General features: G+C 60.2%; 8 protein-coding genes and 3 tRNA genes. 9 read left to right on the forward strand and 2 right to left on the reverse strand.

Annotated features, from left to right (window positions below):
• Nucleotides 1-45: 45 nt before the first annotated feature.
• The 3 genes from ACRER8_RS17715 to ACRER8_RS17725 all read left to right on the forward strand — a co-directional run bounded on the left by ACRER8_RS17715 (nucleotide 46) and on the right by ACRER8_RS17725 (nucleotide 330).
• Nucleotides 46-121: transfer RNA gene (locus ACRER8_RS17715), tRNA-Ala, on the forward strand.
• 53 nt (nucleotides 122-174) lie between these two features.
• Nucleotides 175-250, forward strand: a tRNA-Glu gene (locus ACRER8_RS17720).
• Nucleotides 251-254: 4 nt separating this feature from the next.
• Nucleotides 255-330 (forward strand) — tRNA-Gly (locus ACRER8_RS17725).
• A 291-nt stretch (nucleotides 331-621) separates the two neighbouring features.
• On the opposite strand, the gene ACRER8_RS17730 is transcribed toward ACRER8_RS17725, so the two are convergent.
• Nucleotides 622-1,563 (reverse strand): LysR family transcriptional regulator, encoded by a 942-nt coding sequence (locus ACRER8_RS17730; protein WP_431747524.1) that lies wholly within the window; start codon nucleotides 1,561-1,563, stop codon nucleotides 622-624.
• A gap of 126 nt (nucleotides 1,564-1,689) precedes the next feature.
• Here ACRER8_RS17730 and ACRER8_RS17735 point away from each other — a divergent pair, with 126 nt between their 5' ends.
• The 6 genes from ACRER8_RS17735 to ACRER8_RS17760 all read left to right on the forward strand — a co-directional run bounded on the left by ACRER8_RS17735 (nucleotide 1,690) and on the right by ACRER8_RS17760 (nucleotide 9,842).
• The gene (locus ACRER8_RS17735; RefSeq protein WP_431747525.1) at nucleotides 1,690-3,738 is read left to right on the forward strand and encodes a hydantoinase/oxoprolinase family protein; all 2,049 of its coding nucleotides are present in this window, start codon (nucleotides 1,690-1,692) and stop codon (nucleotides 3,736-3,738) included.
• Nucleotide 3,739: 1 nt separating this feature from the next.
• Complete coding sequence (locus ACRER8_RS17740) at nucleotides 3,740-5,482, forward strand: hydantoinase B/oxoprolinase family protein (RefSeq protein ID WP_431747526.1); 1,743 nt, start codon at nucleotides 3,740-3,742, stop codon at nucleotides 5,480-5,482.
• 10 nt (nucleotides 5,483-5,492) lie between these two features.
• A complete protein-coding gene (locus ACRER8_RS17745; RefSeq protein ID WP_431747527.1) occupies nucleotides 5,493-6,674 on the forward strand; it encodes a CaiB/BaiF CoA transferase family protein in 1,182 nt (393 codons plus the stop codon).
• A complete protein-coding gene (locus ACRER8_RS17750) occupies nucleotides 6,661-7,476 on the forward strand; it encodes an enoyl-CoA hydratase-related protein (protein WP_431747528.1) in 816 nt (271 codons plus the stop codon). Before ACRER8_RS17745 ends, ACRER8_RS17750 begins: the two co-directional genes overlap by 14 nt.
• Nucleotides 7,477-7,546: 70 nt before the next feature.
• Entirely contained in the window at nucleotides 7,547-8,917 is a 1,371-nt protein-coding gene (locus ACRER8_RS17755) for an MFS transporter (protein ID WP_431747529.1), read from the forward strand.
• A gap of 4 nt (nucleotides 8,918-8,921) precedes the next feature.
• On the forward strand, nucleotides 8,922-9,842 hold the full coding sequence (locus ACRER8_RS17760; RefSeq protein WP_431747530.1) for a hydroxymethylglutaryl-CoA lyase: 921 nt from the start codon (nucleotides 8,922-8,924) through the stop codon (nucleotides 9,840-9,842).
• A 313-nt stretch (nucleotides 9,843-10,155) separates the two neighbouring features.
• On the opposite strand, the gene ACRER8_RS17765 is transcribed toward ACRER8_RS17760, so the two are convergent.
• Nucleotides 10,156-14,244 (reverse strand): DEAD/DEAH box helicase, encoded by a 4,089-nt coding sequence (locus ACRER8_RS17765; RefSeq protein ID WP_431747531.1) that lies wholly within the window; start codon nucleotides 14,242-14,244, stop codon nucleotides 10,156-10,158.
• Nucleotides 14,245-14,279 lie beyond the last annotated feature (35 nt).

A 14,279-nucleotide genomic window follows, 5' to 3' on the forward strand; every position in this document is an offset into this window, starting at 1 on the left:
GGGTTGGGGAATACCGTAACGCCGGTTAAAGCGTACCACTTTTGTGGGGCTATAGCTCAGCTGGGAGAGCGCTTGCATGGCATGCAAGAGGTCGACGGTTCGATCCCGTCTAGCTCCACCAAATTACCAGTAGGTCTTGCCTGGTCCGGGCAAGGCTGAAATCGAAGGTTTTGCGTCCCCTTCGTCTAGTGGCCTAGGACACCGCCCTTTCACGGCGGTAACAGGGGTTCGAGTCCCCTAGGGGACGCCATATTGCGGGAATAGCTCAGTTGGTAGAGCACGACCTTGCCAAGGTCGGGGTCGCGAGTTCGAGTCTCGTTTCCCGCTCCAATTTATGATCTGCAGATCGTCACATACGTCTGTAAATCGTTGAAATAAGGACCTTCGGGTCCTTTTTTCGTTGCGGCGAAAATCTCCCGGTAAGGCGTATACCTCAACGATGTCGACGGGCTATCCATGGCGGTCTTGCCGGGTACCCCAATAGCTGTGGCGAGTAATCAGAACGCGGCCGTCCACCTGCGCAGATACGCGCCTGATTCATGCTCAAGCCCACGGTTTCTCAAGTCTGCGACAGTCATTTGTCGTCCACCCTCGATAAACTCGCAACCGCGGACTTCAGCTTCAACTGTCCGACAGTGCCATGTGCTCGCGGCACAATTTAATGAACATCTGCACCGGTTGGGTCAGGGTGGCGCCGATTTTGGTCGCTATGCCGTAAGGCGCGCCAGTCTTGTTGATCTTGATCGGCAGGATTGCAATCAAACCGAATTTAGCGAAGTACTCCGCCACCAGAAATGGCATGACGCCTACGGTGCCGTCGGCAGCGCGCAATAACGATAAAGTCGCGAAGGTCGATGAGGTTTCCGTCCCATAGAGCGGGAATGGCAGGTCGGCTTCTTCGAATATCTGCTCCAGTAATGAGCGCATCGGAAGGTGTGCCTGCGGCACGATCCAGGGGTTGCCAGCGATGTCGGAAAGGCCGACATCGGGACGATGGGCGAGGGGATCGTTGCCGTCCACGACAAAGCAGATCTGCTCAATCGCCAGCGGGATGAAATCATAAGTCTCCGGGTGCATGCTGACATTCGGGCGCCCCAGCACTAGATCGAGAACCCGCTCATCGAGCATCGCCAGCAGCCGGGTGCTGTTGTCTTCCCAGACTTCCACCGATACATGCGGCTGGACTTCGCGCAAGGCTCTCAAGGTCGGCGTCAGCCACACCGGCACCGCTCCCATCACTGCACCAATGGCCAGGGTGCCGCCGCTTCCACGCATGATCGCTGCCAACTCGTCGCGCAACGAAGCCAAGGTCGCGCGCATCGCCCGGGCGTGGCGTATGGCGCAGCGTCCCAGCTCGTTGGGGACGATGCCGCGTGGCGAGCGTTCGAACAATTCCGCACCGAAAATGGCTTCGATTTCGTGCAGCGATTTGGTCGCCGCAGGTTGCGAAACCGATATCTGCTGGGCTCCCCGACGCAGAGAACCATGATCATCGAGCGCTATCAGCAGTGCGATATGTCCTCCTCTCAAGCGTCTCAGAATCGCTTCGATGCTAATTATCACGGCTATAACCCCAGGTTCTCACGTAATCGGAAGTTTTCATTATTTGCGATCAGAGTCGCCTAAATATACTCATTCCGCCTCTTGGGTCCCTTTCTTGAAGGGGCAAATGAATCGGAGTACGGCGACATGAAAAGAAAAAGAATAGGTATCGACGTAGGTGGCACATTCACTGACGTGGTGATGGTAGATGATACGTCCGGCCAGATTTGGTCGACAAAGGTGCCGACAACACCCAAGGATCGGGTAGTTGGGGCTATCGAAGGTTATCGACGCATCCTGCAGATTTCCGGCTCGACCAGCCAGGATGTGTCGTTTCTAGGCCATGGCACGACAATGGCGACCAATATGGTCGTAGAAGGCACGGGCGCCAAAACCGCTTTGATCACCACTCGCGGCTTTCGCGACATTCTGGAACTACGGCGCGTTTCGCGTCACGACCGCGCCGACCTTTACGACCTGCAATTCAATAATCCACGGCCGCTGGTTGAGCGCCGGTGGTGTCTGGAAGTCACCGAGCGGATGAGCTTCGAGGGCTCGGTGGAAATCCCCCTTGCCGAACAGGAACTACACGAGCTCGCAGCAATAATTCGAGCCTCCGATGTCGAGGCGGTCGCGGTTTCCTTTCTTCATGCACACGTAAACCCTGCCCATGAGAAGAGCGCCGTCGAGACGCTGCGGCGCTTGCTTCCCGAGCATTTCGTGTCTGCTTCGCATGAAGTCAACCCCGAAGTCATGGAGTACGAACGCACCAGTTCGACGGTCATCAACACCATGCTCGGGCCAGTATGCGGCCGATACATCGATCGTTTTGCCGATGCCTTGGCTGAGTTGGGTTTCGCGGGCAAATTCCTGTTTATGCAATCGAATGGTGGGCTGGCCAGCCCTGCCGTGGTCGCGTCGCGGCCCATCGTGCTACTCGAATCCGGGCCAGCCGGTGGTGTCAGTGCCGCGATTCGCAGTTGCGAGAAGAGTGACCTGCGCAACGCCATCCTGGGAGATATGGGCGGGACGACGTTCGATGTTTCGCTGATTCGCGAGTTTCGTCCGGAACTGCGTAACAAAAACCTGCTGCACACCTACTCCGTGCGTTGCCCAAGCATCGATATCGATTCGGTGGGGGCGGGTGGAGGTTCCATTGTCTGGATCGACGCAGGGGGCGGTGTGCGCATCGGTCCGGAAAGCGCTGGCGCCGATCCGGGACCGGCCTGTTACGGACGTGGCGGCGAGCGCGCCACCGTGACCGACTGCAACGTGGTGCTTGGATACATTGATCCGAACAGTTTCCTGGGCGGCGAGTTTCGTCTCGACGCGGCAGCTGCCTACCGCGTGGTTGAGGAGGTGGTGGCCAAGCCCCTGGGATTGAGTGTGCTCGAAGCCGCCCAGACCGTGCGCTCGGTTGCCAACGCCCTGATGGCACAGGCGATCCGCATCATGACGGTGGAGCGTGGTTACGATCCTCGTGAGTTCTCCTACATCTGCTACGGCGGCGCAGGACCTGTGCATGCGCTCGACCTGGCAGACCAGATGGGCATTCGGCGTGTGGTCATTCCTCCGCTGCCGGGGCTGTTCAGTGCCTTCGGCATGACCGTCGCGGATCAGCAATATGACTATCAACGGCCGGTCGAGAAGGACTTGGACAAGCTCAATGACAGGGTGCTTTTCGAGCAATTCTCAGCGTTGCTGGACCAGGGAATGAGTGAGCTGCGCCGGCTGGATGTCGATCCGGAAAGTGCCCAGGTCATTCGTTTCGCCGATTGCCGATACGCCGGTCAGCCGGATGTGATCACCGTACCGGTGCAGATCAATGACGATCTATGTACCACGCTGGCCCACGACTTCGAGGCGGCGCATTTGCGGCTTTGGAACTTCGTCAGCGCGGACAAGCCGATCGTGGTCGCGAACCTGCGATTGCAGCTGGTCACCGCCACCGGTTGGCGAGGCGGCGTGGCAAAAAACAGCAACGGCGCGGTAGCTGCTTCCGAGGCGTCCCGGACGGTGTATTACGACGGCGACATTCATACCTTGCCGGTTTACAAGCGTGACGCTATCCCGGTCGGTGGGCGTATCGAAGGGCCTGCGGTGATCGAGGAACACAGCAGTTGCGCGGTGCTGAAGGCATCGCAATCGGCCATCGTCGATGAAGACATGAACCTCGTGATCGAGCTGGGAGCCTAAAATGGACATCGTCACTTATGAAATCATTCGCAGCAGCCTCTTCGCTATCGCCCGCGAAATGAAAATCGCGATGATGCGTACTGCTGGCAGCCCACTCATGCACGCCAGTGGAGACTCTTCGGCAGCGATTTTCGACGCTCATATGCAGTTGGTCGCCCAGGGCAACGACATTCCGACGATGCTCGGTTCCGCCGTCATCTCCACCCGGGTTTCAGTGGAAGCGATCGGCCGTGAAAATCTGCGCCCCGGCGACGTGATCGTCAGTAACGACGCTTATGTCGGCGGCGGCAACCATCAACCGGATGTGCAGTTCACGCGTCCCGTATTCTTCAACGGCGAGATCGTCGCGTTCGTGATGACCCGGGGCCATTGGACGGACATCGGCGGCCAGTCGCCGGGCAGCTACACCGTCACTACCTGGGACGTATTCGCCGAAGGGATTCGCATACCGCCCGTGCTGCTCTACAGGAACGACGAGCCTGTACGCGACGTGCTGGAAATTCTCAGTCGCAACAGCCGCAACTCCCACGAACTCCTGCTCGATATTCAGGCGCAGTACGCCGGTACTTTTGTAGGTGATCGACGCCTCACGGATTTGCTGGAAAAGCACGGCGCGGAAAATCTGCGGACCGCGATGGAGCAGAGCCTCGATCATTCCGAGAAGCTGATTCGCGCCGCGATAGGCAATATCCCTAACGGCACCTACGAGGCAGAGGAATACCTCGATCCGATCGAAGCTCATGGTTGGGTACAGGAGCGTCCGCTGCTGAAAGTCAAAGTCAGCGTCGACGATGACCACATGACCTTCGACTTCACAGGCACGGGCAATCAGGTACGTGGCGGGGTGAACTGCCCACTGTCGGTGACCTGCAACAGCACCTGGTTCACCGTGAAAGCCATTACCGATATCAGCATTCCGATCAATCAGGGCTGCTACCGCCCCGTGACCATCATCGCGCCGCCCGGCAGTGTATTGAACTGCCAATATCCGGCATCGGTGGTATCGGGTAATACGGAAACTTCACCGCGGGTCATCGACCTGCTGCTCAAGGCGCTGGCTCCGGCGATTCCCGAGCGCATCGTAGGGCAGAGCAACTGCGCCTCGTGCGCCGGTATTTTCAGCGGCCGTGACACCAACCTCAAACGTGTCGAACAGACTGGCCAGGCATTCGTCACCATGCATGACGTGCACGCCGGCGGCATGGGCGCGCGTCCGGATAAGGACGGCGTGAGCGGCATTCGCGTCTACGTCGGCAATGCTGGCAGTCAGTCCGTGGAAATGATCGAGCGAAGCTCGCCGCTGACCATCGAGCAGTGGAGCCTGGTACCGGACACTGGCGGAGCGGGACGCTTCCGCGGCGGCCTTACATCGCGACGAATCTACCGCGTCGATTATGACGAGGCGACGTTCACGGTTTCCGGAGAGCGTGGCCGTTCGGCGCCGGAAGGTCACTTTGGTGGCGTGTCCGGCACACCGTTCCTCTGCCGGGTGCAGAAGCCCGACGGCAGCATCACCGAAGTGGCGGCCAAAGGCGGACAGACCGTCGTGCGGCGCGGCGAGCGTGTGATTGTCCAGCCTGCGGGCAGCGGCGGTTATGGCGACCCGCGGCTTCGGGACCGTGAGCGCGTGCTGGCGGATGTCGCCGACGGCTATATCACCGCACAGGCTGCGCGACGCGACTATCAGGTCGACGTGCCGGATGTCGAGACGAGCGACGCATCTTCGGCATTCGCCAGTGCGTGAGGGGGTGACCGTGAATAATTCCCTTCCACTGGCCGGCATCTGCGTGATCGAGATCGGTCACAGCCTCGCCGCGCCTTACGCCGGGATGATTCTCGGCTCGCTGGGAGCCGAGGTCATCAAGATCGAGAGCGCTGAACGAGGTGACTACGCACGGGATTGGGGGCCACCTTTCGTGGATGGCTCCGCCGCCCTGTTCCATGCCATCAACCATGGCAAGTCAAGCATCGCGATGTCGCTGGCCAATCCGGACGAGGCAGGTCTGTTGCGCGAACTGATCCAGCGCCGTGCCGATGTAGTGTTGCAAAACCTGAAGGCCGGCGGCGTCGAGAAGTATGGCCTCGGCGGCGAGACATTGAGACAGAGCAAGCCGTCGTTGGTGTACTGCAACCTCGGCGCTTTCGGCAGTCAGGGTCCTTTGCGCGACAAGCCTGGTTATGACCCGCTGGTTCAGGCGCTGGGCGGACTCATGAGTCTTGTCGGCGGCCCTGGCGAACCGCTGAGTCGCATCCCGGTGTCGGTCAACGACATGGGCACCGGATTATGGGCGGCTATCGGTGTGCTGGCGGCGCTGTTTCGCCGTCAGGCTACCGGTGTCGGTGAAATCGTTTCGGTGTCGCTATACGAAACAGCGGTCAGCTGGGGCGGCGTACAGATCGCTGATTATCTAGCCTGCGGCGAACTGCCGGGGCGCTGGGGTTCGGGAACGGCAGCGATCGTGCCGCATCAGGCCTTCGCTTGTGCCGACGGCGACATCATGGTCGCCGCCGGCAACGACGGCCTGTTCCGGCGTCTGTGCGAAGTGCTGGGTATTCCGGCGCTGGCGCAGGACCCACGTTTTGCCAACAACGGTGCCCGCGTCAGTCACCGCCAAGCCTTGATCGACTTGCTCCAGGCCGAGTTTTCGCGGCAATCGACCGCGCACTGGCTGCAAGCGCTTGACGCGCTCGGCATACCCTGCGGCCCCATTCAGACCATCGATCAAGTTGTCGAGCATGAGCAAACCAGGGCGCTGGACATTCTGCAGCGCACTTCGGACGACGCCGCCACTGTCGTGGGTTTGCCCATTTCTTTTGGCGGTGCACGGCCGAGCGATATCGGTCGTACGCCGCGCCTTGGTGAACACAATCATCTGCTCACCGATACCCCATTCATCGATACACCATTACGCAGGAGGCACAGTGAAAATAACTGATCACATCGGCCCGGGTGCGCTGGCAACGCTGCAACTGGAAGAGGTCGACGAGCATATCCTCGTGGTGCGCATGAACCGCCCCGAGGTGTCCAACGCCATCAGCACGACAATGGGCCGCGAGCTGATTCGCGTGTTTGGCGCGCTGGAAGCGGACCCGACGTTATACCGCTGCGCGATTCTCACCGCTGCTGGTGAGCGAACCTTCTGCGGCGGCGCCGACCTCAAACAGCGGGAACGCATGAGCGATGAACAGTTCGGCCAACAGCATTATTTGTTTGAACGGATGAATCGCGCGATCACCGACTGCCCAGTGCCATTGATTTGCGCCGCCAACGGGTCGGCAGTCGCAGGAGGGCTGGAGTTGCTGCTGGCTTGTGACTTCGCCTACGCCTCCAGAAATGCCGTGTTCGGTTTTACCGAGGTCAAGCGCGGCATCATGCCGGGCGGTGGCGGTACGCAACAATTGCCACGGACTATCGGCATCCGGCGCGCCAAGGAGCTGATTTTCCGAGGCGCGCGATTTACCGCCCAGGAGGCGCTCGACTGGGGCGTCGTCAACCGGCTCTGCGAGCCAGAGGACGTCCTCAAACAAGCGATCGAAGCTGCGCGGGATATCTGCAGCAGCGCCCCTCTTTCTGTCACGCAGGCCAAAAAAGCAATTGATCTGGGCATGCAGACCGACCTGAGAACCGGCCTGTTCGTAGAGATAGAAGCGTACAACTGTCTGATCCCGACTGCCGACCGGCTGGAAGGTATCAGTGCCTACAACGAAAAGAGAGAGCCCGTATTCCGCGGGCGTTGAGCCTCGCCACCTATGCCGGCCGGCTTACGGCCGGCTGACCAACCGGTCTGAACCGCAGGAGATAATAATAATGACTTCCGCTATTGGTGCAGCTGCCGTCGATGTCGAACGGACTTACAAGAAAATCACGCTAAGACTGATCCCGTTCCTGTTCCTCTGCTACGTGTTTGCCTTCCTTGACCGCATCAATGTCGGTATTGCCCAACTCGACATGAAACAGGATGTGGGCTTCAGCGACCTGACCTACAGTATCGGCGCGGGCATTTTCTTCATCGGCTACGTGATGATGGAGGTGCCGAGCAACCTGTTACTTGCTCGTATCGGTGTCAGAACGACCTTTCTGCGGATCATGGTGCTTTGGGGGCTGCTCGCCGCGGGTACAGCCTTCGTCACTCAGCCATCCCATTTTTATAGTGTCCGGTTCTTGCTCGGAGTAGCCGAGGCCGGCCTATACCCCGGCGTGATCTTTTACCTCACGCGCTGGTATCCGGTCGAACGTCGTGCGCGGGTCATCGCGCTGTTCACCTGTGCGACGGGTATCGCCGGACTGTGCGGCGGGCCGCTCTCCGGCTGGTTGATGACTCGTTTCGATGGCTTGCACGGCCTGTTCGGCTGGCAATGGATGTTCATCGTCCAGGGTCTGCCAGCCTGTCTCCTGGGCGTGATTGCCTACTTTTACCTCGACAACACACCACAAGATGCGAAATGGCTGACGCCTGCCGAAAAGACCCAGGTCATCGATGACATGCGCCGCAGTTCGGGCGTCAGCGATACGCATGCCGAGCACACCTTCGCCATTGCGTTGCGCGATCCGCGTGTCTATTTGATGGGATTTGTATGGTTCACCCAGATCGCCGGCGTGTTCGCCATCGGTTTCTGGCTGCCGACGTTGATCAAGAATTCAGGGGTCGACGGACATCTCGCCATCGGCGGCTACACCGCGATTCCTTACTTCGTCAGTTGGGTGGCGCTGATCGTCCTGAACCGGCATTCGGACCGGACGCTGGAGCGTCGCTGGCATTGCGCCGGAGCGATGATCGTCGGAGCCGCGGGTCTGGTGATTGCCGGGTTTGTCTCCAACAATCTGGCCTTGACGCTGGTGGCGCTGTCCGTGGCGACCGCAGGCATTTTCGCGCCTAACCCGCTGATCTGGGCCATCGCCACTGACCATATCCGTGGCCGAGGCGCCGCGGGTGGTATCGCGCTTATCAACTGCATTGGTTTGATGGGTGGTTTCGTCAGCCCGATGATCATCGGTACGTTCAAGACACTGACCGGAAGCATGGTCGGAGGTTTGGGCGCCATTGCTTTATTGCTCATTGCAGGAGCCGTTTCGGTGGTTCTGTTCGGACCTGGCGTCGTCGCCCGACGTAAGCATGGCGCACAGGCGGAAGTGGAGATGGCCGGGTTGCCCGACGACATCATCAAGAATGTGAGGTAAGAAGATGACTACCGATCAGATACATATTCGGGAAGTAGGCCTGCGTGACGGTCTGCAAATGGTGAGCACGTTTCTGTCCACCGAGCAGAAGCTGGAGTGGTGCCGGCGTATGAGGGCGGCAGGCTGCACCGAGATTGAAGTGACGTCGTTCGTGCCGGCGCACATCGTTGCCCAATTCGCTGATGCCGCCGACGTTGCCCGTGGCGCGTTGGCTATCGAGGGCTTGAAGGCGTCGGCGCTGGTGCCAAATCTGAAAGGCGCCCAGCGCGCCTTCGAAACGGGCCTGCAGCAGGTGCATTACGTCCTGTCCGCGAGCAATGAACACAATCTGAAGAACGTGCGACGCAGTACGGCGGAATCCGTCGAGGATTTTCGTCGGATCGTGAAGTTTCGCGACGAAAGCGGTCAGCGTTCCACGGCGTTGAGCGCCGGTGTGGCTACCGCCTTTGGCTGCACGGTCGCCGGACGTGTCGACGAATCGGCGGTGCTCGATCTGGTCAGCCAGTTGCTCGAGTGCGGAGCAGATGAAATCGCTATTGCCGACACCGTCGGTTACGCCAATCCGGCTCAGGTTCGACGACTGATGCGTAATGTGCTGAGCCTGACAGGCGACAAGCCGGTTATCTGCCACTTCCATGACACCCGTGGGCTGGGGCTGGCGAACGTAACGGCAGCACTGGATGTCGGCATACGTCGTTTCGATTCTTCACTCGGAGGATTGGGCGGCTGTCCCTTCGCGCCCAACGCGACTGGCAACATCAATACCGAAGACACGGTGTTTTTGATGGAGTCCCAGGGACTGAAGACAGGCATAGACATCGACGCCTTGCTCGACATACGCAAAACGCTGACTGAATGGCTGCCGAACGAGCCGTTTACCGGAGCTATTGCTCGGGCTGGATTACCGAAAACCTGTGCGGTATAGGGGGCGTAGCAGCCGTCGCAGAGCATTTGGATGAGTGGCTGCCAAGGCTGCGGTAGATCGTAAGTTCAGTCTGAACCTGGACGCCTGAACGATGACTACCGCGGCTTTACAGCGCCTGAAAGCTGAGAGCGTTATGGCCGGACCTGACGATTGAAATGATCGAGGACACCGGCGTCAGTCGGCCGAGAGCTGATCCCTCGGCTGATGGCGGCGTTATTGTGGGTTAACGCTGCGGAGCACAAATCACATTCGCGCAATGCACAGGCTCAGTTCAGTGGGGAACCGAAGTAAGCCTTTGTCCTGATCCTCGCTTCTAGCCCTTGAGCAACTCCAACAGCGCATCGGCATCCAGTTTGGCGCTGATTTCCCCTCCGTCCAGCAGGCTGTCGGCAAGGTCGCGCTTGCGTCCATGCAAACCCACGATCTGTTCCTCGATGCTGTTTTCGGTGACTAGCCGGTAGATCGTCACAGGTCGTTGTTGCCCCATGCGGTGAGCACGATCACTGGCTTGATCTTCAACGGCCGGGTTCCACCAGGGATCGAGATGGATCACATAGTCCGCGGCTGTCAGGTTCAGCCCACTGCCACCGGCCTTGAGGCTGATCAGAAAGATGTCGCCCACCCCGGCCTGAAAAGCATTGACCCGGCTCTGCCGTTCCTTGGCCGGAGTGGCGCCATCAAGGTATTGATAGGCAATCCCCTGCTGATCGAGCCAGGCGCGGACGATGCTCAAGTGATCGACGAATTGGCTGAAGACCAGCGCCTTGTGCCGGTTATCGAGCAGCTCGCTGACGATTTCGGTGAAGGCCTGCAACTTGCTGCTCTTGAGCGTCGAGCCTGGCAAGACCAGCGAAGGGTGGCAACAGAAGCGGCGCAGACGGGTGATTTCCGCCAGCACCTGCATGGATTTGCCCTGCTGCGGGTCGAGTCGCGAGAGGGTAGCGACCGCCTGCTGGCGCAGGGCTTCGTACTGGTGGGCTTCCTCATCCGACAAAGGCACCTTGTAGGTAATCTCGGTGCGTGCCGGTAGTTCGGCGAGCACCTGGCTTTTCAGGCGGCGCAGGATAAAAGGCTGGATCAACGCTTTGAGCGCGCGGCGCGCGCCCACATCACCTTGCTCGATGGGCGTCGCGAAGCGGCCGGCGAAGCTTTCCTGACTGCCGAGCAGGCCCGGGTTGATGAAACGGAACAGGTTCCACAACTCGCCGAGATGGTTTTCCAGCGGGGTGCCGGTAGCGACCATACGGAAGTCGGCCTGCAGCGCCATGACGGTCTGCGAACGCTTGGTCTGGGCATTCTTGATGGCTTGCGCTTCGTCCAGCACGATGCTGGTCCAGTGCTGCTCGGTGAATGCCGCGGTATCGAGTTGCAGCAAGCCATAGCTGACGATGACCAGATCGCCAGGGCCGAGCTCGCTCAGGCTGCGCTGCTGTTGATAGAGCCGCAATTTGAGGCCCGGCGCGAAGCGTACGCTTTCGGCTTGCCAATTGAGCGTGACCGAAGTCGGTGCCACGACCAGTTGCGGTCCCAGGCTGGCGCGTTGCAGCAGCAGGGCCAGTGTCTGCACAGTCTTGCCCAGACCCATGTCATCGGCCAGACAGGCGCCGACGCCCCACTGGGCCAGGCGCGCCAGCCAGACGAACCCGTCATGCTGGTAATCGCGTAATTCGGCTTGCAGCGTGCCGGGCACCTGAGGCTGGTAGTCCCGCAAGGACTGCAGTTTTTCGAGATGCGTTTGCCAGCTAGCATCGGCGTCGAATTGCCCGACTTCCTGAGCCAGGCTGGCGAGCAACGGCGAGGTGAGGGGGCTGAGGCGCAGGCCCTGGTCACTGATCCGGTCCGAGAGGTGAGCCAGCTCATCGAGGCGCTTGCGCAGGCTGTCGTCGAGGGCCAGCCAATCGCGTTCATTGAGCCTCAAAAAGCGTCCGGGGCTGGCCTTGAGCAGTTCCATCAGCTCTTTGAGCTGTAACACTTTGCCATCGTCGAGGGTGATATTGCCTTGCAGCACGAACCAGTCACCCTGTTGACGAAGCCCCAGATTGAGATGGGTCAGGCCGGGGCGCGCCTTGATCCGCATGCGTTCGCCTTCCGGCCAGATGCAGTGCAGTTGCTCGCCGTCCAGTGCGTGCAGTTCACTGAGTAATTGCAGGGCATGCTGGGGCTGGTCCAGTTGCCACTCCTGGCCGTCGCTGTCGGCGTAGGCAAGTCCTGGACAGCTTTGCAATACCTGCTGCAGGGCGTGTCGTTCGGCCGCCAGATCCCGGATGACCTGCAGCGCCTTGCCATCGCGCTCGCCCAGCAAATTTTCGGCGCCCTGGCCTGGGCGGAACCAGCTGCCATCTGCCAATGGACGCACCAGTAATTGCAGACGCACGCCCTCGGCCAGAGGCAGCAAATGGGCGTAGAGACGAGTGTCGGCAGGTTCGCGGTCCAGATGCCCGGTAAGTTCGGGGATGTCCGAGTGTATCGGAAGCAGCGGCGCAATCGCGCTCACGGCCTCGATCAGTTGCGCCCTGGCCGAGGCCGGCACGCTCAAGCCATCGCCGATGATTTCAGCGATTTTGCGTAGCTCTCGACTGATCGGGTAGACCAGCAGGCGGGTCGGCGTCTCTTTGTGTACATAGGTTTCCTCGGCATCGAGGATGCCCGCGGGCTCCAGATGCACACGAATCTGCTCGGCACGGGCCTGAAGGTGCAGGGTAGCCTGACCCGCTTGCAGATCGATACGCACGTCCGGCGCATCTCCCCAGTAAAGCGCGGGGTGACCCACCAGCCGAGGGAAGGCGTGGACGGCAGGCAGTTCGTACTCAGGACGGCTGTAGTGATAGCTGACCTGGATAGCGCTGATCGCCTGCCGGTCCTGCTCGCAGAGAAAATCCATGACATCGCTGTCTTCGACCAGACGCTTGAGCGCCACCACCCGGCCCCTGCTCCACTGTCCCTTGGCATTGCGCTTCTGTTCCCGGGCCTCGACCTTGGCCCAATATTCATAGAGTTCGATGGTCCAGGCCAGGCGCGTATTTTTCTCGTCACCAACAGGGGTGGCCGGCACTTTGCCCGGTCTGAGCTGGCTCAGCGCATTGAGGGCATGTTCCCAGGCTTCCTGACGGTGACAGAGTGCGACCAGCGGCTGCAGCCCGCCGCTCTGATGCACCTGCGCATATTGCCGGGGCTGACCGAATTGCACGGCGAGTAATGCGTCGAATTCCGCTGCCAGCCAGAGGTATTCATCCCGAGCCAGCTCATCACGGTAATCCTCCAGGGTGTAGCGCCATTGACTCTGGTGCACTTGGGGCGCATCCAGCCAGTACAGGGCAAGGGCCATCATCAGGCCGTCCAGGCCGTTCAGCGGGCCGGGTATGAAGGCCGACGAAAGGGATGACGTTTCACCCTGCAACTGCTGGAGCAGGTAATGAAGCACCGGGTACGAACGACCGTAGTTTTGTTTATCGCCCAGCGTGATGGCCTGTCTAAGCGCCGTCCGCTGCTGAGGATCGTTCTCTGCGATAAGCGCCAGGCTGTAAAACGCGTTGAGCACGGGCGGCAGGTCGATCCTGCGTTTCTTGGTGAGCCTGCGGATTTCGCTGAGCCAGCTACGCAGCACCTGCAGCGTCTCGTTCACTTGACCGCGCAACAGCAAATGGACGGTTTGCTGCAGCAAGCCCAGCTCCTCGACCTCGATGTGCTCAAAGGTCACCCAGTCGCCGCGCCACAGGGCCTGCAGGCAAACTTCTGTCGCGAGCGCGCGGGGGGACTGAATCTCCATCTCGCGCAGCGCCAGCGGGTAACTCTGGCCGGCGGGCCCGAGCTGGGTGTTGAGTAAGTTGAGGTGATCCTCGATCAGTAGCACGCGAATGTCGTCATCGAGCCGGGCGATAAGCTCCAGACCCTGCGGGTCGGCCTGTAGCGAATACATCGGGTGCGCAACCGGGGATTGCGGGTGGGTGAACATCAAGTTCGCCAGACGCAGCGAGTACGCCAATCGAGGCAGGTCGCTACTGAGCAGGTTTAGCCAGAGGTCTTGCAATATCCGCAAGCCAGACGGGGTCTGCCACTCACTGAGCTGCGGCAGGCTGGTCTTGATTTCGTGTAGCCAATGCTCGCGATCGGCTGATGCGAACAGGCTCAGCAATACGCGATTGCGGTACTGCGGCGGGACACTGAGATAGCGTCCCTCCGGGCGCTCCTCCGGTATGATCCAGCCCTCCTGATGCAGCCAATCGAGAAGACCGGACAACGTCTCGGCGTCCAGCAGTTTGCCGCCGGCGTCGGTCGCCCCGATCGAGCGCAGCAACTTGAGCAATGACGTCTTGCCCTTGCCGGGGAATGAAGTCACCAGCCCGTACAGGACCGCCATGCAGTGATCGGGCAAGTGGTCGGGAGGGGACAACTGGTTGGGCATTCTGGACCTCGTGGCGCGTTCGGCCGACTGGGACG

The organism is Pseudomonas sp., assembly GCF_050739935.1.
In the GTDB taxonomy this organism is placed as follows: Bacteria; Pseudomonadota; Gammaproteobacteria; order Pseudomonadales; family Pseudomonadaceae; genus Aquipseudomonas.

Coding starts and splice junctions, on each gene's coding strand:
- ACRER8_RS17735 (WP_431747525.1), top strand. CDS start 1,690: ATGAAAAGAAAAAGAATAGGTATCGACGTAGGTGGCACATTCACTGAC.
- ACRER8_RS17765 (WP_431747531.1), bottom strand. CDS start 14,244: ATGCCCAACCAGTTGTCCCCTCCCGACCACTTGCCCGATCACTGCATG.
- ACRER8_RS17740 (WP_431747526.1), top strand. CDS start 3,740: ATGGACATCGTCACTTATGAAATCATTCGCAGCAGCCTCTTCGCTATC.
- ACRER8_RS17760 (WP_431747530.1), top strand. CDS start 8,922: ATGACTACCGATCAGATACATATTCGGGAAGTAGGCCTGCGTGACGGT.
- ACRER8_RS17755 (WP_431747529.1), top strand. CDS start 7,547: ATGACTTCCGCTATTGGTGCAGCTGCCGTCGATGTCGAACGGACTTAC.